The sequence below is a fragment of the Microbacterium oryzae genome (assembly GCF_030406385.1).
In the GTDB taxonomy this organism is placed as follows: domain Bacteria; phylum Actinomycetota; class Actinomycetes; order Actinomycetales; family Microbacteriaceae; genus Microbacterium; species Microbacterium oryzae_A.
Window position 1 is genome coordinate 388,177 of sequence record NZ_JAUEPM010000002.1, and the last position, 17,919, is coordinate 406,095.

General features: G+C 66.3%; 15 protein-coding genes. 9 read left to right on the forward strand and 6 right to left on the reverse strand.

Annotated elements, in window-relative coordinates; translation table 11 throughout:
• Nucleotides 1-79 precede the first annotated feature (79 nt).
• The 5 genes from QWJ90_RS05810 to QWJ90_RS05830 all read left to right on the forward strand — a co-directional run bounded on the left by QWJ90_RS05810 (nucleotide 80) and on the right by QWJ90_RS05830 (nucleotide 3,015).
• Nucleotides 80-424, forward strand: a complete 345-nt coding sequence (locus QWJ90_RS05810; RefSeq protein ID WP_290106740.1) for a DUF7882 family protein — start codon at nucleotides 80-82, stop codon at nucleotides 422-424.
• A 1-nt stretch (nucleotide 425) separates the two neighbouring features.
• Nucleotides 426-590 (forward strand): hypothetical protein, encoded by a 165-nt coding sequence (locus tag QWJ90_RS05815; protein ID WP_290106741.1) that lies wholly within the window; start codon nucleotides 426-428, stop codon nucleotides 588-590.
• 2 nt (nucleotides 591-592) lie between these two features.
• On the forward strand, nucleotides 593-811 hold the full coding sequence (locus QWJ90_RS05820; RefSeq protein WP_290106742.1) for a DUF2945 domain-containing protein: 219 nt from the start codon (nucleotides 593-595) through the stop codon (nucleotides 809-811).
• Nucleotides 812-899: 88 nt separating this feature from the next.
• Complete coding sequence (locus tag QWJ90_RS05825; protein WP_290106743.1) at nucleotides 900-1,646, forward strand: alpha/beta fold hydrolase; 747 nt, start codon at nucleotides 900-902, stop codon at nucleotides 1,644-1,646.
• A gap of 154 nt (nucleotides 1,647-1,800) precedes the next feature.
• Nucleotides 1,801-3,015, forward strand: coding sequence for a Fic family protein (locus tag QWJ90_RS05830; RefSeq protein ID WP_290106744.1), 1,215 nt, complete (start codon nucleotides 1,801-1,803; stop codon nucleotides 3,013-3,015).
• A 79-nt stretch (nucleotides 3,016-3,094) separates the two neighbouring features.
• Here QWJ90_RS05830 and sigJ read toward each other — a convergent pair whose 3' ends face one another.
• Nucleotides 3,095-3,973, reverse strand: a complete 879-nt coding sequence (sigJ, locus tag QWJ90_RS05835) for an RNA polymerase sigma factor SigJ (protein WP_290106745.1) — start codon at nucleotides 3,971-3,973, stop codon at nucleotides 3,095-3,097.
• Between the two features lie 111 nt (nucleotides 3,974-4,084).
• On the opposite strand from sigJ, the gene QWJ90_RS05840 reads away from it, so the two are divergent.
• A complete protein-coding gene (locus QWJ90_RS05840; protein ID WP_290106746.1) occupies nucleotides 4,085-4,840 on the forward strand; it encodes an SDR family oxidoreductase in 756 nt (251 codons plus the stop codon).
• A gap of 16 nt (nucleotides 4,841-4,856) precedes the next feature.
• Here QWJ90_RS05840 and QWJ90_RS05845 read toward each other — a convergent pair whose 3' ends face one another.
• Nucleotides 4,857-5,903, reverse strand: coding sequence for a GNAT family N-acetyltransferase (locus QWJ90_RS05845; protein ID WP_290106747.1), 1,047 nt, complete (start codon nucleotides 5,901-5,903; stop codon nucleotides 4,857-4,859).
• 474 nt (nucleotides 5,904-6,377) lie between these two features.
• Entirely contained in the window at nucleotides 6,378-7,508 is a 1,131-nt protein-coding gene (opgC, locus tag QWJ90_RS05850) for an OpgC domain-containing protein (RefSeq protein ID WP_290106748.1), read from the reverse strand.
• A 358-nt stretch (nucleotides 7,509-7,866) separates the two neighbouring features.
• On the opposite strand from opgC, the gene QWJ90_RS05855 reads away from it, so the two are divergent.
• The 3 genes from QWJ90_RS05855 (at nucleotide 7,867) to QWJ90_RS05865 (ending at nucleotide 14,326) form a co-directional block, all read left to right on the forward strand.
• The gene (locus QWJ90_RS05855) at nucleotides 7,867-10,011 is read left to right on the forward strand and encodes an acyltransferase family protein (RefSeq protein WP_290106749.1); all 2,145 of its coding nucleotides are present in this window, start codon (nucleotides 7,867-7,869) and stop codon (nucleotides 10,009-10,011) included.
• Nucleotides 10,012-10,070: 59 nt separating this feature from the next.
• Nucleotides 10,071-12,149, forward strand: a complete 2,079-nt coding sequence (locus QWJ90_RS05860) for an acyltransferase family protein (protein WP_290106750.1) — start codon at nucleotides 10,071-10,073, stop codon at nucleotides 12,147-12,149.
• A 137-nt stretch (nucleotides 12,150-12,286) separates the two neighbouring features.
• Nucleotides 12,287-14,326, forward strand: a complete 2,040-nt coding sequence (locus QWJ90_RS05865) for a glycosyltransferase (RefSeq protein WP_290106751.1) — start codon at nucleotides 12,287-12,289, stop codon at nucleotides 14,324-14,326.
• A 21-nt stretch (nucleotides 14,327-14,347) separates the two neighbouring features.
• On the opposite strand, the gene QWJ90_RS05870 is transcribed toward QWJ90_RS05865, so the two are convergent.
• From QWJ90_RS05870 to QWJ90_RS05880, 3 genes are read right to left on the reverse strand one after another with little or no spacing between them, the layout of a single operon-like run.
• Complete coding sequence (locus QWJ90_RS05870) at nucleotides 14,348-15,199, reverse strand: polysaccharide pyruvyl transferase family protein (RefSeq protein ID WP_290106752.1); 852 nt, start codon at nucleotides 15,197-15,199, stop codon at nucleotides 14,348-14,350.
• Nucleotides 15,153-16,667 carry a lipopolysaccharide biosynthesis protein gene (locus tag QWJ90_RS05875; protein ID WP_354670419.1) on the reverse strand — a complete coding sequence of 505 codons (1,515 nt, stop codon included), beginning with the start codon at nucleotides 16,665-16,667 and terminating at the stop codon, nucleotides 15,153-15,155. Before QWJ90_RS05875 ends, QWJ90_RS05870 begins: the two co-directional genes overlap by 47 nt.
• On the reverse strand, nucleotides 16,612-17,751 hold the full coding sequence (locus tag QWJ90_RS05880) for an acyltransferase family protein (protein ID WP_290106753.1): 1,140 nt from the start codon (nucleotides 17,749-17,751) through the stop codon (nucleotides 16,612-16,614). Before QWJ90_RS05880 ends, QWJ90_RS05875 begins: the two co-directional genes overlap by 56 nt.
• Nucleotides 17,752-17,919: the final 168 nt, after the last annotated feature.

Sequence of the window (17,919 nt, forward strand, 5' to 3'; positions counted from 1 at the left end):
TACTCGCTTGCTAAATGGTTAGTTTGCCGAGTAAAGTTGGAGATGTCGGCACGGGCTGACCAGATCCGAGGGAGAGCGCATGGGCAAGATGTTCTACGGCATGAGCGACCAGCCGATCGAGATCGAGGATCGTCTCCTTGCCCATGTGCAGTCGGTTGTGCTCACCAAGCTGCGCCGCGGCGAGTCCTTCTCCCTCTCGTGGCAGCACTCGCAGGGTGGGCGCGAGACCATCTGGGTGCACTCGGCCATCCCGTTCCGGATCATCCTCGACGAGGTGGAGCAGGTTCCGCTGAACCGCGAGATCCTCGTGCGTCTTGTCGAGGCGGCCAACTCCAATCACGGTCTCGACCTCTCGCCGTCCGCCCTCGCTGAGATCGAGGGCAAGGCCGCGCCTCGCGCGGCGTTCCTCGCGAGGGCGGCCTGACATGCGCGCCGCAGTGTCGGCGGCGGCGAAGCCGGCGACCGCCGCGGTGGGCGTGGGAGAGGCGGGCGTCAGCCTGGTGCCCCGCGTGACTCTGCAGTCGCTTGTCGCCGCGGGGATGTCCCGCGTGACGGGAACCCGCTGGGCGGAGTTCTCCCACCGGAGCTGAGCGTGGCTCAGGAGCTGTCGCCCGGCGACCGGGTGAGCTGGAACACCTCGCAGGGGCGCACGCGCGGCGAGGTGGTGCGCCGGCAGGAGTCGGACTTCACCTTCGCGGACCAGACCTTCCGCGCATCGAAGGACGACCCGGTGTTCGTCGTGAAGTCGGAGTCGACCGGCGCGGAGGCCGCGCATCATCGGAAGGCGCTGCGCAAGCTGCCGAAGCGCTGACGTGCGACCGGCGCGTGTCGATGCAACGCGGCCACTGGTTCGCCGGACTCGCCCTGCGCGGCCTCACCGCTGCCCGTACCCTGGCCTCATGCATGCTTCCCTCTCCGGGCCCGAGACAGGCAGTCCCGTCGTCCTTCTGCATGGCGGGGGAGTGGCGGGATGGATGTGGGACGAGGTGCGCCCGCGTCTCGAGGGCGCACATCGCGTCTGCGTCGTCGACCTTCCCGGGCACGGGCAGAGCGCGGATGAGCCGTGGGTCTCCCACGAGGAGACCGTGCGCAAGCTGGCGGCGCAGCTGGCGGCGCGCTTTCCCGGGCGCCGCGTCGACCTCATCGGGTTCTCCCTCGGAGCGCAGCTCGCGATCCAATTCGCGGCATCGTTCCCGCACGTGGTCTCCAGCGTCGTGGTCGTCAGCGCGCAGGCGAAGGAGATGCCCCGCAGCGACCTCATGCTGCGGCTGGTGAAGGCGACGGCCGGCCTCGCGCAGAAGCCGTGGTTCGCCCGGCTGCAGGCGCGGGCGCTCTTCATTCCTCGCCATCTGCGCGACGCCTACGTGAAGACGAGCGCCGGCATCACCGAGGAGGTGCTGCTGGCAACGGTCGGTGGCAACCTCGCCTTCGAGCTGCCGAGCGGATGGTCGCAGTACCCCCGCCCCGCGCTGGTTCTCGTGGGCAGTCGTGAGCGTCGTCTCCTGCGCGACTCGGCGGAGGTCATCCATCGCGCGCTGCCGGGCAGCGAGCTCGAGGTGGTGGAAGGCGTCGGTCACGGCCTCCCGCTGCAGCGACCGGAGTGGTTCGCCGAGCGCGTGGAGGCCTGGCTCTCCCGCAGGCGCTGACGCGGCGGCCGACAGCCAGCCGAGAGGGGAACGCCGATCGGCCCCGTGCGGACGAGGGCGCGGGGCACTCCCTCGTTCCTTAAACCTGATTCAGAGGCTCATTAGTCGTGTTTACAGTGCGTAAACCTTAGTTGCGGGGTGCGATAATCGGGGTATGGGAACCCGATCTGCCACCGCCCTCGTCGGCTGGCCCTCACATGGCGTCGAGACGCTGCCCTGGCGTCAGCAGGTGCGCGGCGGGACGCGGGACGACCGGATGATGGCCTCCGTCAACGCGACGATCCCGCCGATGATCGAGGATCTCGACTTCATCCCGCCCATGGCGACGATGATCACGACGGAGCAGGCCCTGCTGGCCGTCGCGCAGGCGGACACCGACGCCGAAGGGCATTCCGCGGCGCTGAGCCGGTTCATGATGCGCACCGAGTCCATGGCCTCTTCGAAGATCGAGCGCATCACGGCCACCGCGAACGACTATGCCCTGGCGTTGGCGGGGAACAGGTCGAACTCCTCGGCGACGAGCATGGTAGCGGCGAGCACGGCGTTGCACACCCTGGTGGTGAGCGTCGGAGAGCGTGGCGCCTTCACCCTCGATGACCTCCTCGCCGCACACGAGGCACTGATGAAGGACGACCCGCACGAGGCCGACTACGCCGGGCGGCTGCGTGACATTCAGAACTGGATCGGCGGCAGCGACTACTCTCCTCGAGACGCCCTGCACATCCCTCCGGCCCCCGAGCGCGTGCCCGCGCTGATGGCGGACCTCCTCGCCTACCTCAACCGAGACGACGTCCCGGTGATGACCCAGGCCGCGATCGGACACGCCCAGTTCGAGTCCATTCACGCTTTCACCGACGGCAACGGCCGCATCGGCCGCGCGCTGGTCTCGGCCGTACTCCGGCGCCGCGGCGTCACCCGGAACGCGGTCGTCCCGCTCGCGAGCGGGCTGTTGGCGAAGCGGGACGACTACTTCGCCGCCCTCGGCCACTACCGCAGGGGCGCACCGGCGCCGCTCATCGATCTGTTCGCTCGCTCGGCACTGGCAGCTGCGGTGTGCTCCCGTGACTCCATCGCCCGCCTCAAGGCCCTGCCAGCGGAGTGGGCTGCGGAGCTGGCCCCTCGCCGCGGGTCCGCCGTCGCCGCGCTCCTCCCCGCCTTCTACGATCATCCCGTCATGGGCGCGGACGAGCTCGAGCAGCGGTCGGGGTCGTCCGCTCAGCAGACCTATCGCGCTGTCGACAAGCTCGTCGATGCGGGCTTCATCATGGAGATCACCGGCCGGAAGCGGGACAGGGTCTGGGTGGCGGCGGAGCTGCTGGCGGAGCTCGACGATTTGGACCGCCGCATCCAGGCCGAGATGAACGCTTGAGGCTCTACTCCTTCGAGTGCTGGGGCGGTGACGGCGTGGCCGGGCGGGGACTCCCGCGGTTTCGTGGGAGTCCTCCCGCCTACCCCCAGGCTCCGAGCTTCGCCGGGTTCATCACGATCCAGACGTCGCCGGCGACCGCGCCCCGCACGCCGAGATTGAGGATGCCGAGCACGCCGTCGCCGTCCCGCACGAGGAAGGCCGCGCCATCCGCCGTCTCGACGTCTTCGACCCGCGCGCTCGGATTCTTCGCGAGCACCCCGAGGATGAACCGCGCCACGTTCTCGGCACCGACCACGGGGCGCCGCGCCGCGCTGACGACCCCGCCGCCGTCCGAGCGGAGGACGACGTCCTGCCCCAGCACCTCGAGCAGCCCAGCGAGGTCGCCCTCCGCGCAGGCACGCCCGAAGGCGGCGACCACTGCATCGTGCTCCGAGCGAGGGACGACGTGGGTCGGTTCGCTCGCGAGGCGTCGGCGAGCGGATGTCGCGAGCTGGCGTGCGGCGGCAGGGGAGCGATCGAGCAGGGCCGCGATCTCGTCGAAGGGCACCGCGAAGGCGTCGTGCAGCACGAACGCGACGCGCTCGGCCGGCGTCATCCGCTCGAGCACGACGAGCAGGGCGGTGCTCACCGCGTCCGCGCGCTCGGCGCGCGCGGCGGGATCGGCCGCGGCCGTCAGCTCGTGATCGGCGGGCAGCGGCTCGGGGAGCCACTCGCCGACGTACTCCTCCCGCCGCGCGCGGGCGGAGCCGAGCGCATCGAGCCCGATCCGCCCGACGACCCGTGTGAGCCAGGCCTGCGGATTCCGGATGGCCCCCCGCTCGTCGGGGGAGAGGCGGTACCAGCGGGCGAACGTCTCCTGCACCGCATCCTCAGCGTCAGCGAGCGTTCCGAGCAGGCGGAACGCGATCGAGATGAGGCGGGGGCGCTCGACGGCGACATCGGCCGCGGTATCCGTCATGCGCTCAGCCTCTCACCGGATGAACGGCGCGGGCGACCTCACATCGGCCGCCGCTGCGTCGTCTGAACGGCAGGGGCCATCCGAGCCCGATCAGAGAAGGAAGGACCAGCCATGAGGATCGTCGTCGCGGGAGCCACGGGCGCAGTGGGTCGACACGTCGTCGTCGCGGGGCGCGAGCGCGGACATGAAGTCGTCGGGATGTCGCGTTCGAGCGGGCAGGACGTCATCGCCGGCACCGGGTTGCGGGAGGCGCTCGCCGGAGCCGACGTCGTCATCGACGTCACGAGCGTGATGACGACATCCGGCAAGGCCGCGGTGTCGTTCTTCCGCACCGCGACGCGCAACCTGCTCACCGCCGAGCAGCAGGCGGGCGTCGGTCACCACGTCGCGCTGTCGATCGTCGGCATCGACGGCATCGACGCCGCGTACTACGCCGGCAAGCACGCGCAGGAGCGTGAGGTCGCCGCGGGGGATGTGCCGTGGTCACTGCTGCGGGCGGCGCAGTTCCACGAGTTCGCCGAGCAGATGCTCCGCCAGCTGTCGTTCGGGCCCCTCACGCTCGCGCCGAAGATGCTCATGCGCCCGGTGGCGGCACGAGAGGTGGCCGCGGCGCTCGTCGAGGTGGCTGAAGCGGGGCCGAGTGGCCGCGTTCCGGACCTCGTCGGCCCGACCGAAGAGCGGCTCGTCGACCTGGTGCGCCGCCTGCGGCGAGCGGATGGCCGCCGCGGCCCGACCGTGGAGATGCGACTTCCCGGTGCGTACGGTCGCGGGCTCGCGTCCGGGGCGCTACGCGGCGGCCCCGACGCGCGGCGCGGCACGATCGACTTCGACGGGTGGCTGCGATCGGCGGACCACCGCCGCCGCTGACGCCCGGTTCTCCGGGTTAGAGGTCGCGGTGCATCGCGAAGCGCTCGAGCGCGACGCCGGCCCGCTCGACGGTCTCGGCGTGGTCGACGACGAAGCCGGCACGTTCGAGAACCGGCCGCGCGACCCGGCTGGCGTTCGTGCAAACCCGTGGCATCCCCTCGGACTCGGCCAGCGCCACGACATGGTGAAGGAGCCGCCGGCCGACTCCGCGTCGGGTAGCCGACGGGTGCACGAACAGCCGGTCGATGTAGCCGTCGGCGCCGAGGTCAGTGAAGCCGACGACCACGCCGGAGATCTCGGCGACGAACGTGCGCGTCGCCGCGCGCTCCTCGTGCCAGCGGGGTGCCCGCGGGTTGTCGCCGAGCCATGCGAGCCGCTGCTCGTCGGTGTAGGCGTCGCGAGCGCCGCGCAGGATGGCCGTGACGAAGATCTCGAGGGTCGCGGCGGCGTCCGTCGGGCGATAGGGGCGGACCGTGATCGCGGTGGCGGGTGCTTCCGCCCACGCCTCACGGGTCAGCGTGAAGGCGAGCGTCGGGTTGTCGCCGTGCGGGTTGTCGCGGAAGGGCTCGCGCCGGAAGCCGAGGCGCTCGGCGAATCGCGTGGACGCCGCGTTGCCGGGCGAGATGAAGGCGTCGACCGCGTCGAGATCGAGTTTCTCGAACGCGTAGCGCAGCAGGGGGATCACGGCCTCCCTCGCCAGTCCCCGCCCCTGGCGATCGCGCCGGATGACGTAGCCGAGTTCGGCGCGGCCGTCGCCCGCGCGCTTGAGGTCGAGCTCGCCGATGACCTCACCGCTCGCGCGTTCCTCGACGGCGAGGACGATCCATTCGCCGTCCGCGGTCGCCTGGTGCTGGTCGAGCTTCTTCTCCAGCGCCGCGAGCGTCTGATCGCGGTCCCGAACCGGCCAGGGCAGGTATCGCACGGTATCCGGGTCACTGTGGAACCGCACGAGGTCGTCGAGGTCGCGCAGCTCGTGACGCCGGAGGATGAGCCGGTCGGTCGTGACGGGGAGGGCGGGGGACCAAGTGCTCGGCGCGTGAGCTGCAGGGGTGCCGCGTTCCACAAGATCTCCTCATCTGGCGGCAAGTGCCGCCCAAACGCAAGCTTGGTCTCGCACGGACAGTGTGACAACTCTCGGTAGGGAAGCTGATGCAGTCCGTCGCCGATGCCGACGACACCACCGGGCTTCGCACCGGGGGCCGTGCCACGCTGAGGACGCCGCTGACATCCGAGGGCAGCACGACGTGACCCACCTCGCGGTGCGGCAGGATGTCTTGCGCGACAGGGCGCCCGACAGTGCGTATCGCGTCATGCGAGCGGATGCGCGGCGCGGCGCGACCTGGAAGTGCGGCTTCCCAGGGCTTAGGGACGCGGACTAGCGTCGGGACCGCTGCGCGGGGGAGCGGGAGCCCGGCGCCGGCTCAGCGAGCCGACCACGAGTTCGCTCGCGAGGACGCGAACATCACGCAGTACTGATGGTTGGGGTGGGAGACGACCTGGTGTGCTGCATGCCCAGGAGCGGCTGGGTGGGCGATCTTCAGGTCAGCGACCGCTCGCGCGCTTTGCTCGTCGCCGACCGATAGTCGCGCCAGCGGTTCCAGACCCACATGAGCAAGAGAGTGGCGACAGCGCCGAGATCAGCGCCGAGCGAGTACGTGCGGTAAGGAAGAAACGACGGCACTAGCAAGACGAGAACGCTCAGCATCACGTAGCAGTCGAGGCTGCGCCGCCCAATACGCGCAAGGACGCTTGTAGCCGGAGGTATCTTACCCTCGGCCCACCTGATGATGGGGAAAAGGGCGGCCATGACGAGGAAAGCAAAGATCACCGTTCCTGGGCCCATTTGTCCACTGCCGAATATCCAAGCGTTCACTTCGCTGACCGCAGGTGGAAGCATTTCGCTACGGTCCAGGCGTGCCCAGACGATTACGGCGGCTACGAGCGAGAGCGAGAAAGCGTGCCACGGGCGAGAATCGAGGCGAGGGCGGACGCGATCCCAGTTCCAGCCCACTATGAAGGCTAGAAAATAGGTAGCCTGCCACGTCGCCCAGTTGATTTCGCCGAAGACACCAGGCATGCGGGGGAGGGTGAAAGCTTCTGGGAAAAGGTGGCCGACGGCAAACAGCCCGATCAGGGCGACTACGAACAGCCACCACCATCGTTTGAATGCGAGTATGGCCGCGCCGGCCGTGAGAAGCAAAAGCACCACGTATAGAGACAGGATTGCCGCCCGGGGCGGATTGATCTGTAAGAGTAGCGCGGCCACCAGCGCCTGCCACCAGCCGCCGACGTCCTCAAAACTCGCGTAGGTCCCATCTCGTCGCGGGAAGGCATTCGCTACGCCGAAGGCGAGCGCACAGATGAAGAGGTGCGCGACATAAACCAGCCGCGCACGACGGATTACCTTGATAGGGCCGTCCGACAGGCGCCCACGTTCGATCGTCTTGCGCTGAACCATGCCGACAACGAGGCCGGAGAGTAGGACGAACCCCATTGCACCGTCGAACCAGACAGCCGCGTGCGTGACCTTATAGCCGATGCCACCCAGCGCGATGTGCGCGAACACCATGGAGACGATGCAGAGGCCGCGTATGACGTCAATCGCCGCTTCTCGTCCATGCGGGCCGTCTCCGTAGAGCAGTTGCCGGGCCAAGGCTGAAGCGGACATGGGAGCTCACGCTACAGCGCGCAGGATGTGCAACGCCCGAGCGATGCGACTCGGGCAGCAATGCCTCGAGCTATGCGACGGCGGGGCGGGATCCTTTGCTGGAGCAACTCCGGAAAGTTCACACTTGCACCCGGCTGACACGGGAAGGCCTGTCGCGAGCGCAGCGGGAGATGTTCGCGCAGTGGCCCTACGTCTCCGAGTTGTGGCCAACGGCTCGATCGTGGTCGACGGCGACAAGTGAACGGGCGAGGGTCCCCCTCCCTGTAATATCACGCCTGTCCCCCGTCGCAGCCCTCCAGCCGCTGCGTCAACCTCGCCGTGTTCCTCGCGGCGCAAGAACCACCGCGGAGAGCTGCGCATGGCCACGAGCGCGACCGAGCGTCTGAATCGCCAGACAGCCAAGCCGCCCGTTAGAAGAGGGCAGCGTCGTGACATCCAGGGGCTGCGCGCCCTAGCGGTGCTCGCGGTCGTGCTCAATCATCTAGCCCCTCGCATCCTGCCCGGGGGGTACGTCGGCGTCGACGTGTTCTTCGTGATCTCGGGATTCCTCATCACGGGCCTTCTTCTCCGCGAATATGAGAAGTCAGGCCACATCTCCTTCCGAAAGTTTTACGCACGACGGGCTAAGCGGCTGGTTCCCGCTGCAACGCTCGCCATCGTGGTGACTGTCATCGCCAGTCATCTCCTGCTTCCTGCAATCAGAGCTCGAAGCGTGCAATGGGATGGGCTGTGGTCCTTCATCTTCGTTCAGAACTGGAATCTGGCGGCGAGCAGCACCAACTACTTCGACGAGAATTCCGGCACCTCTCCACTGCAGCATTTCTGGTCTCTGTCAGTGGAGGAGCAGTTCTACCTCGTGTGGCCATGGCTGCTCCTGCTCCTGCTGCATCTCCTTGCGCGTGGCAACGGGGATGGCAACAGGGCCAGGTCCGCTCGCCGAGTTGCAGGCACCGCGATCGGCGCGATCATCTTGCTCTCGTTCTCGTGGGCTCTTGTCCAGTCGGTTGTAGCGCCGTCCCCTGCCTACTTCTCAACTCTGACCCGGGCGTGGGAACTGGGCTTGGGCGCGGCCATCGCCGTCTGTGCCTCGCGGCTCACCCGTCTGCCGATGGCCAGCCGTGTGGTCCTCCTGTACTCGGGACTCGCGGCGATCGCCGTGTCGCTCTGGTCGCTCAACGCCGCGACGACCTGGCCGGCTCCATGGGCGCTGTTACCCACGCTGGGAGCGGCCGCGGTCATCGTCTCGGGCGTGGGAGAAGAGTCACGGTTCGACCCCTTCCTTCGCAATCGACTGGCTGTCTGGGTCGGAGACATCTCCTACAGTCTTTATCTCTGGCATTTCCCTGTCATCGTCCTCGGGGGCGCGTTGTACCCGAACGCGGGGCGCAAGGTCGATGTCGCGCTTCTCGCCTTGGCGTTCGCCCTAAGTGCATGCGCGTATTACCTCGTGGAGGAACCGTTACATAAATCCCCTTGGCTGATGCCGCGAGCAACTTCGAGCTCGTGGGCCGACTGGCTCCACGAGCGCCACGGGCGCCTCATCAGGGCGGGGCTCGGGAGCTTGCTGACCGCGGTCGCGATCATCGCGGCAGTGGCAATGGTTCCGGTGAGGAACCCCGTCGATGAGATTCCCCTCGAGGCGCTCACCTCCCCGGACGCCAACCCCGCCGTGGTCGCGGGCCTGTCCTTGGAGGCGTGGCCGGACGACTTGACACCTGTCGTCGGGTCTCCCCGTAGCGAGAAGTACGTGACGGCTTGGTCAGTCGATAAGTGCCTCGCGCAGGGCATGACCCCTGCCGAGACGTTCGCAGAGTTGTCCCGACGATGTGTCTACGGTGATCCGCAGGGAACCAAGACCGTCGTCGTTGTCGGCGACTCGGTCGCTATCAGCTGGACCACGGCGCTTGACGATGCCTTGCGGACCGAAGGGTGGCGCATCGTCAACCTCACTGCCGAGATGTGTCCAGCTTCTGACGTCGAGATCGTCCGCGATACGGGCACGCTCTACCCTGGATGCGGAGACTTCCGGGACCTCGCTCAGCGCTACGTGGCGGAGACGTCTCCGGACCTCGTGATCCTCAGCGAGACATCGACATCCGTCGCGCGCCTTGCCGACGGGGCCGAGGGTGATGCGGCCATCGGCGAACTGGCTCAAGGGATGAAGAGCAGCATCGCGACGATGTCGGCCAGCGGTGCGGACGTTGTCCTCATCAGCTCGATTCCCCGTACGCGCTCGATGGGGGACTGCTTTGACGAGAGCGCCGGCCCGGCTGCGTGCACTTTCGTAGCCGGCGGCCAGAGTCATCTCGGCGCGTTGGAACAGGCAGCGGCAGAGACGGGAGCGGCGCTCATCGACAGCCGCGGGTACTTCTGTGTCGAGAACGTCTGTCCTCCCGCCATCGCGGGGATGCTTGCACGTCCTGACGGCGCTCATCCCTCGGATGCTTATGCGCGCAGCATCGGTCCGGCCCTGTGGAGCGAGATAGAGGAGGCGCTGGGCTGATCCATGCGCTGAGCAGATTCCTGAGTGGGCAGTTTCAGAGGCCCCTCTAGGATCGTGGGATGTCAAAGCCCGGGGGAGTGATGCGCGCTGATATTCAAGCATTGCGGGCGCTCGCAGTGCTTTACGTCGTCATCAATCACCTCTGGCCCGAGTGGTTGCCGGGCGGCTACGTCGGCGTGGATATCTTTTTCGTCATTTCCGGTTTCCTCATCACGGGTCACCTGCTGCGTGAGTTCGAAAGCTCCGGACGGGTGGCTCTCGGCCGGTTCTGGGCGCGACGAGCGCGACGACTGCTTCCGGCCGCTCTCCTGGTATTGGCGGTGAGCGCAGTACTGGCGACTCTGTTCGTCCCACCGGTCGCGCGACAGAACGAGTTCGTCCAAGTCGGCTGGGCAGCGCTCTACGTGTTGAACTGGGCGTTGGCGGGTCAATCACTCGACTACTTCGCGCAGGACGACGGTCAGACCATGGTCGTGCACTACTGGTCGCTTTCGGTGGAGGAGCAGTTCTATCTTGTCTGGCCGCTCATTCTGCTCTTGGTCTTCGCGCTCGCGAAAGCGACCCGCACGTCGAATGGGCGCCGCCTCCTGTTCCCAGCGCTTTCGGTTCTCGCTGTTCTCTCACTCGCGTGGGCGCAAATCGCAACGAACGAGAGCCCAGAGGCTGCCTACTTCCAGACGACGTCGCGGGTGTGGGAGTTCGCTGCCGGCGGGATCCTGGCTGTGGCACCAGCACTCTCCGCAAAGCGGACGGCAAGCCTCCAGCCACTTCTCTGGATCGGCTGGGGCGGCCTCGTAGCCAGCGCGTTCATACTCGACGGCAACTCGGGTGTTCCCGGTCTGCCCGCGCTGTTGCCGGTGGCTTCGGCGGTCCTGGTAATCGGTATCGGCGAGGCTTCAGGTAGCCCATTGAAGCGCCTGACGGGAGCCCGGGCTGCGCAGTCGGTCGGTGGGCTCAGCTACTCGGCCTACCTATGGCACTTCCCGCTCATCGTCGTCACGCCGTACCTCGTCGGGGCCAACCTGCTCGCCTGGCACAAGCTGGTGATCCTTCTCCTGACTTTCGTTCTCGCACTCGGTACAAAGCGTCTCGTCGAGGATCCGATTCGCTTCGGTCGGGTCTCACGGGTGCGTCCCGGGCTCGTGTTGGTCGGTACGGTGACGGCGATGGCTCTCGTGGCAGGAACGACCTTCGGCGCCACCGCTGCACTCCGCGCGCATGCAAACCAGATCCGGTCGGACCTCGTCGAAGATGCGCAGGACGGCGGGGAGTGCTTTGGCGCACAAGCCGTCTTCAGCGGTGCTGACTGCCCATCGTCGCACCTGCTCGCCGATCCCGCATACCTTGAGGAGGCGCCCGTCGACACCTTCGGAGAAGGCGGAGACGGAACCCGGCCATTCAGCTGCGAAAGTGAAGGGATCGCCGGCATCGAGGCGGAGATCTGCTTCGGCGGTGTGAAAGAGGGCCAGCAGGACCTGAATGTAGCCCTGGTCGGCGACTCTCATGTGTCCATGTGGCGCTCGGCTCTCGCCAACGTGGCAGACGATTACAGGCTGCGGATACAGTCTCGGACTCTGGGCGGCTGCCCTCCGAGCCTGGATCCGGACCTGATCGCCATCGGGGGTGTGGATCAGGACGGGTGCCTCGAATGGAGGCGTTCCGTAATCGAGGACGTCGCTTCAGACCCTGACATCGACGTCGTCGTGACGAGTTCGCGCGCCAACATGTACAGGTATGCAGACGGCAGCCCCGACCACGGCACGGGCTATACAGAAGCGTGGAAGTCGTGGTTGCAATCCGGCAAGGACGTCATCGTGATCAACGATGTGCCGATCCTGTCCGAGGCGATCGTGCCGTGCGTGACCGCGGAGGGGGTACGTGTGAAGGACCCCTGCACGCGCCCTCGGGATGAGGCGCGAGGGGATACCACTCTTTCGAAGGCGGCCGAATCCATGACTCACCCGCGCTTCCACTTCACGGACTACGTGAATGTCTTCTGCGACGACGAACTCTGCCACTCGATCATCGGGAGCATCCCTGCGTATCGCGATTCGAGCCATCTTTCCGAGGCGTTCGTGCTCTCCTTCGGTGACGAATTCCTCAGGAAGGAGCTCCGTGCCATCTCGAAGGAGCGCTGACGCTCGGACCCGACACAGCGCTCGATAGGATGAGAGCTCGCCCTCGCCGCCCCCGTCGTCCACTCCTCGCAGGGCGGATGGACAGCCGCCAAGACGAAACGATCGCAGGGAAACTCTTGAACCCCAAGCCAATTCGAGTGCTCGAGACCGTTGCTGCTCCAGGGCACACGATCAAGTACATCGATCAGGTCGTCCGCTACGCGCCCAATGACGTGACCTTCACATACTTCTCCTGGAAGCAGGCGCTCTTCGGTCGGTATGACGTGCTTCACGTGCACTGGCCCGAGTTCCTCATGCGCTCCGGGCGCCCGTGGTTCAGGATCCTTCAGCGTCAGCTGGTTCGGGCCCTCCTGCTGCGTGTGCGCGTCCTGCGAACTCCTGTGGTCCGCACGCAGCACAATCGGGAGCCTCACGAACCGGGCGACGCGAAAGAGCGCGCTCTGCTCCGAAAGCTGGACGAACTGACGACCGATCGAGTCTTTCTCAGCGCGGCGATGAATGCGACCGATCTGCCTGGAACGCGATACGTAGTTCCGCACGGCGATTATCGGGAGGAGCTTGGGTCGCACCCCACTTCCTCGGCGGTGCGGGGACGCCTCGTCTTCTTCGGCCGGATCGAACCGTACAAGTCCGTGCCCCACCTCATCGACGTGTTCGAAGCGGTGGCTTCGGAGGGGGATGAGCTGCGCGTGGTCGGAAGGCCGACCGAGCCGGTGAAGCAGGAGATTCTCGACCGAGTGGCTGCATGGCAGCGTACGGATGCTACTGTCCGGCTACGTCTGGAGCACGTCGCTGATGTGGACATGGTGGAAGAGATCTCCAGTGCAGAGGCAGTGGTGTTGCCGTATAGCGAGATGAACAACTCAGGCGTTGTCCTCGTGGCGCTCTCCCTCTCGCGCCCGGTGATTGTTCCGGCATCTGAGACGAACCAGACGATTGCCGATGAAGTGGGTGAGGGCTGGGTCATTCAGTACGAGGGGGAATTCTCTGAGCAGAATCTCCGTGAAGCCCTCGCGACGGCGCGCCGGCCCCGCTCCGTTGCGCCCGACCTCGCGGCACGCAGCTGGCGAACTGTCGCGTCGTCCTACGCGGACGTCTTCCGTACCGCGGCGAGCACGCGTGCTGCGGCGAAGCGGCGCGTATATGTGAATGCGGGGGGTCAACGCGACAACATCGGTGATTCTCTCCTGCGCCGCGCATACCTCGATGCGCTGCGGGCTGCTGGTGAACTGCACGCCTACGCGGGGCCGGACAGGGGATACTCCTCAGGGCTGGGAATGCGGCCGGAGGACGTCGAATACGCCTCGCCCCGTAAGTGGCTGGTCCAGGCTGCGCTCTCGACTCTTATGCGTCCCGGCACGGCTGTCGCATTCAATACAGGTGAGGTCGTTGGGACCCGCGAGGAATACCAGAAAGGCCGTTGGCAACCGGGTCTCGCTCGCTTGGCAAAGTTCTTCAGGCGTCGCCTCGTGCTCACCGGGGTCAGCGTCCGCCCGGGGAGCTCGCCCGAACTCACCTCCCTCCGCACATTGTCCTCGGTTTCGGACGTCGTGACCTGGCGCGATGAATGGAGCCGCGATCAGTTCGGCCGGGGTGAGGTGCAACCCGACTGGGCTTTCTCGCTCGGAAGCTCCCCCGACCAGTGGCTGGCGGAGGACGAGCGAAAGACGCTCGCGGTCGCCATGCGAGGCGATCGGCCACTTCCTGAGGACGGTTGGTTCGAGGCGGTCCGTGCTATCGCAGATCAAAGGGGATTGTCCATCACCGTGGCGGTCCAGGTGCTCCGCGACGCCGATCGCGCTGCCGAACTCGCCGAGCGGCTAGGGGCGGATGTCCTGGGATGGGAGCCGAGCGTCAGCCATGCCGAGCAGGAGCGCCGCATCCGTGCACTGTACGGCAGTAGCGTTGGCGTGATCAGCGACCGCATCCATGCCCTGATCGTCGGTTACACGGAGGGAGCCGTGCCGCTGGGTTTCAGTACCGATTCGCCCGAAAAGGTCGTTCGCTCACTGGAACCGACTACGACGAGGGCCTTCTTCGGAATGCCTGGCGAGTGGCGGTCGGTATGGGAGTCGGCGCTCGACGCGCGGGCCGGTTTCACGGCGGACTTGGTGTCGGCTCGTACGCGCCTTGAAGCCGTCGCCGAGAGAATAGTCGGCACACTCAGGCAGCGTTGAGGCAGATTCCAAGCAACCGGCTCAGCTGCTCGTCCAGAGGTCATCGGGGAAAGCTTCGAGGAGTGCGGCGGAGTCGACTCGAGCGGGACGCTCGCCTCCCATACGGATCGCTTCCTCCACATCCTTCGCGGGTGTGAAAGTGGAGCGGCCGGTGCCTCGGTAGTAGTCGTCGTACTTGAAGTCGGGTTCCGTGCCAGGCTGAATCAGCCGAGCGGGAATGCCGAACGCCTCCGCGATGACGATCCCGTGCAACGACGAGCCGCATACGAAATTGCTCAGCGCGATCTCCCGCACCGCGGCGAACGGATCTTGTAGGGGATCGATCAGGTGCGGGCCGGTCATGCGGTCCCGGTCGTACAAGTTCGGTACGACGGACATGTCACGCAGAGATTCATCCGGGACACCCTGACGGTACGACTCGAGCGGCCAGAAGTGCGGCCAGAGGAGAGCGGGGTCGCCGTATACGTCTGGGACAGACGTCCCCAGCTCTCGCAGCAGCTTTGCTGTGCGCGGGCCCCGAACGGCCCGCACGTCGATGTTCGGCGCTGCTCCGGCATCCATCGATTTGCCGTTCACACCCGCGCCCCAGACGGTATCGCCGGGCCGCGACATTCGCATGATGGATCCCACGGCCAGCAACCGGGTAGGGCGGCTCAACTCCTCGAGCCGCCGCCTCTTCACGATCTCACCGACGATCACCGGGCCGATGAGGTCCCCGAAGTTGTTCAGCGGCCGCTTCGGGCGGAAACGACCCAGCAGGCCCGGCTGACGACGGAGCGGATTGAAATGTACGACCTCGACCGGCACGGATTCATCCTTCTTGTCTTCAACGGCGGAAGCGGCGGGCGACGTCCCACAGCTGCGCATAATCATGTCGGATTGGTGGGACCAGGGCGGCAAGCGCCAGGTACGCGACGATCGTCGCGCTGAGTATCAGAGCCTCCAGTACTGGCTCCATGTCGGTGAAAAGTCCGTACGACATGAAGAGGCTGAGGGCCACGAGCGGCGTGTAGAGCAGGATCGGCCTCACCGCGATCCGAAGGAGCGGCAGGCGCCGCAGCCCTGAGTGGCGCATGGGGAAGAGAGACTGCAGTGTCCAGTTGACGGCCTGCCCCACGGCCGCCCCGATAGCGACACCGAGAGGCCCCCATATGACTCCGACGCACATCGCCACCACCATCGCGGATCGGCCAATGAGTGTCCAGCGCAACTGAATACCGGTCAAGGCGCGAGAGAGGAAGACCCAGTAATAGACGAACCCCATTCCCTGGAATACCCCGCCCAGGGCGAGGACCGTGAAGATCGGCTTGGCCGGCTCCCATCCTTCGCCTAAAAGGATGTCGACCGCGGGGTCAGACACAGAGGCGAGGAGGAAGAAGGCACCACCGAAGGCATAGCCGAGAACGAGCTGCGCGCGCTGAACGTACGCCTCGTACCGGTCGTCGGCCTGCAGCCGAGACAGCACAGGAAGGGCGACCTTGGTCATAGGCGCCGCGATCTGCTGAAGCGGAAGACGGAACAGCTGGTAAGCGCGGTCGTAAAGGCCGAGCGGGGATGGGCCCCAGAACCGGCCGATGAGAATGCTGTCGACGTTCGAGGTGAGGTACGAGAAGAGCTGAACGCCGAGCGTGTTCGCCCCGTATGAGTACAGGGCACGCATGTCGGCGCCGCGACGCGGCAACCCGGGTAGCCACCCGGATGCAGCGATGAGGCCCAGGAGTGTGACGGCCGCGATCGCGATCTGCTGAGCGATGAGTGCCCAGTACCCGAAGTCGTGCACTGCCAGGGTCAATGCCGTCGCCAGACCCGCGATCACGGCGAGCACGTCGACTCCCGCAAGTGCCTTGAACCGAAGCCGAACGGAGACTTCTGCGCGGAACTGTGCGGTCAGCGAGTTGAGCAGGAATGTCACCGAGAGAAGCTGGGCGATTCCGATCAGCCGGTCATCGCCGTAGAACGCGGCGATGAGCGGCGCGGAGAGAAAGACGGCCCCGGTGAGCAGGCAGCCGATGGCGGCGTTGGTCCAGAACAGGTTGGATCGCTGAGCGCTGGTGATGGTCTGCGACTGAATCGCCGCCATCGACAGGCCGAAGTCGCCGAGGACCGTCGCGATGCCGATTACTGCGAACACCATGGTGTAGAGGCCGAATTCGGCCGGCGCGATCAGGCGAGCCAGGAGGGCGGTCGCGAGGAGCTGAACGAGAAAGCGTGCGAGCTGACCGGCGAGGGTTACCGCACCACCACGAGCCGCAGCGTCGGCGAGGCTCAGAGTTCTTCCGTTCCAGTCACCCGACGAGCTTAGCCGAGGTCTCGTTCTCGCCGACGCGTGGGGTGAGTCGATCCACCGCCTCGCCGGAGTTGCTGAGGCGCTTGCGGAACCGCGCCATCGGCTTCTCGATGAACCTGTACACCGCCCACGAGACGACGAAGGTGAGTACCGCTGCGATAGCGGCTTCGGCAGGAACGGGGATATCGGTCACATAGCGCACCGCGTGCAGGAACTGACTATGCACGAGGTACATGGTGTAGGAGAGGACGCCGACGAAGACGAGAGGGCGCCAGTTCAGGATCCGTCCGGCCCAGGATCGTGGTGCGAGGATCAGGTAGGCGAAGATCGGCATGAGGGCGATGCCCTGCAGCGTGTATCCGACCGTGTAATTGATCGTGGCGGGGCCGAAGGAAACGAGGAGGAAGACGACGAACGCAGCGGCCGCGGCGACGGGCAGTTGCCAATCGCGCTTCGTGCGGATCTCTCCGTAGACCGGGTTCATGCCGATCGCCAGCATGGCGCCGAAGAGGATGCTGTCGATGCGGGTATCGGTCGCGTAGTAGACGCGAGGCGCGTCGACGCCTTCCCCGATGAAGAGCCACGTCCGCCAAGCAACGACTACGAGGCAGATAGCGGCCAGTAGCATGATCTGCCGCCGAGGCGAGGGCAGGAACCGCTGCAGCAGCAGGTAGACCAAGGGGAACACCAGGTAGTAGTGCTCTTCGACGGAGAGGGACCACAGAACTCCCAGACCGTCAGGCACCCCGACGCCATTCGCGAAGATGTTCCAGTAGTTGGTGAAGAAGAAGAGCGAGGAGGCCACGCCGCCCAATGTGGGCGTCGCTGCCAACAGCCCTGCCACCGACAGAAGTAGCCCCAAGGCGATGGCGAAGTACATGGGGGGGAAGATGCGGAAGAGTCGGCGGAGATAAAAGTCCTTCAAGGAGATCCGCCCGCTCCGGTCCTTCTCCACCCGCATGAGCGTCGTGATGAGGTAGCCGCTGAGGAAGAAGAAGATGGTGACGCCGGTGCCGCCTCGCACACCGCCGGGGAGGCCAGCGTGAGCCCAGAAGACGAACAGTATCGATACGGCACGCAATCCGTCGAGCGACGGGATGAGTCCGACTCTCGGAGCAGTGACCCCAGCGGCTGACATAACCGCGAGAGTACACGGGCCGGGCGATCACCTATTCCCTCGAGCCGGAAGGCGCGTCTCGTCCGCGCTCGCTATGGAACGTGCTCAAAGGCCTATCCCGACCGTCCGCATAGAATCGAGCAGGAAGCGGGCGGCTAGTCGAGCGATCGCCCTGCCCGCCGCTAGGGG

What these genes read in the sequence shown, in the direction of transcription:
- QWJ90_RS05855 (WP_290106749.1), top strand. Translation starts at nt 7,867, where the DNA reads ATGGCCACGAGCGCGACCGAGCGTCTGAATCGCCAGACAGCCAAGCCG.
- QWJ90_RS05870 (WP_290106752.1), bottom strand. Translation starts at nt 15,199, where the DNA reads ATGATTATGCGCAGCTGTGGGACGTCGCCCGCCGCTTCCGCCGTTGAA.
- QWJ90_RS05810 (WP_290106740.1), top strand. Translation starts at nt 80, where the DNA reads ATGGGCAAGATGTTCTACGGCATGAGCGACCAGCCGATCGAGATCGAG.
- QWJ90_RS05825 (WP_290106743.1), top strand. Translation starts at nt 900, where the DNA reads ATGCATGCTTCCCTCTCCGGGCCCGAGACAGGCAGTCCCGTCGTCCTT.
- QWJ90_RS05880 (WP_290106753.1), bottom strand. Translation starts at nt 17,751, where the DNA reads ATGTCAGCCGCTGGGGTCACTGCTCCGAGAGTCGGACTCATCCCGTCG.
- QWJ90_RS05840 (WP_290106746.1), top strand. Translation starts at nt 4,085, where the DNA reads ATGAGGATCGTCGTCGCGGGAGCCACGGGCGCAGTGGGTCGACACGTC.
- QWJ90_RS05830 (WP_290106744.1), top strand. Translation starts at nt 1,801, where the DNA reads ATGGGAACCCGATCTGCCACCGCCCTCGTCGGCTGGCCCTCACATGGC.
- QWJ90_RS05815 (WP_290106741.1), top strand. Translation starts at nt 426, where the DNA reads ATGCGCGCCGCAGTGTCGGCGGCGGCGAAGCCGGCGACCGCCGCGGTG.
- QWJ90_RS05860 (WP_290106750.1), top strand. Translation starts at nt 10,071, where the DNA reads ATGTCAAAGCCCGGGGGAGTGATGCGCGCTGATATTCAAGCATTGCGG.
- opgC (WP_290106748.1), bottom strand. Translation starts at nt 7,508, where the DNA reads ATGTCCGCTTCAGCCTTGGCCCGGCAACTGCTCTACGGAGACGGCCCG.
- sigJ (WP_290106745.1), bottom strand. Translation starts at nt 3,973, where the DNA reads ATGACGGATACCGCGGCCGATGTCGCCGTCGAGCGCCCCCGCCTCATC.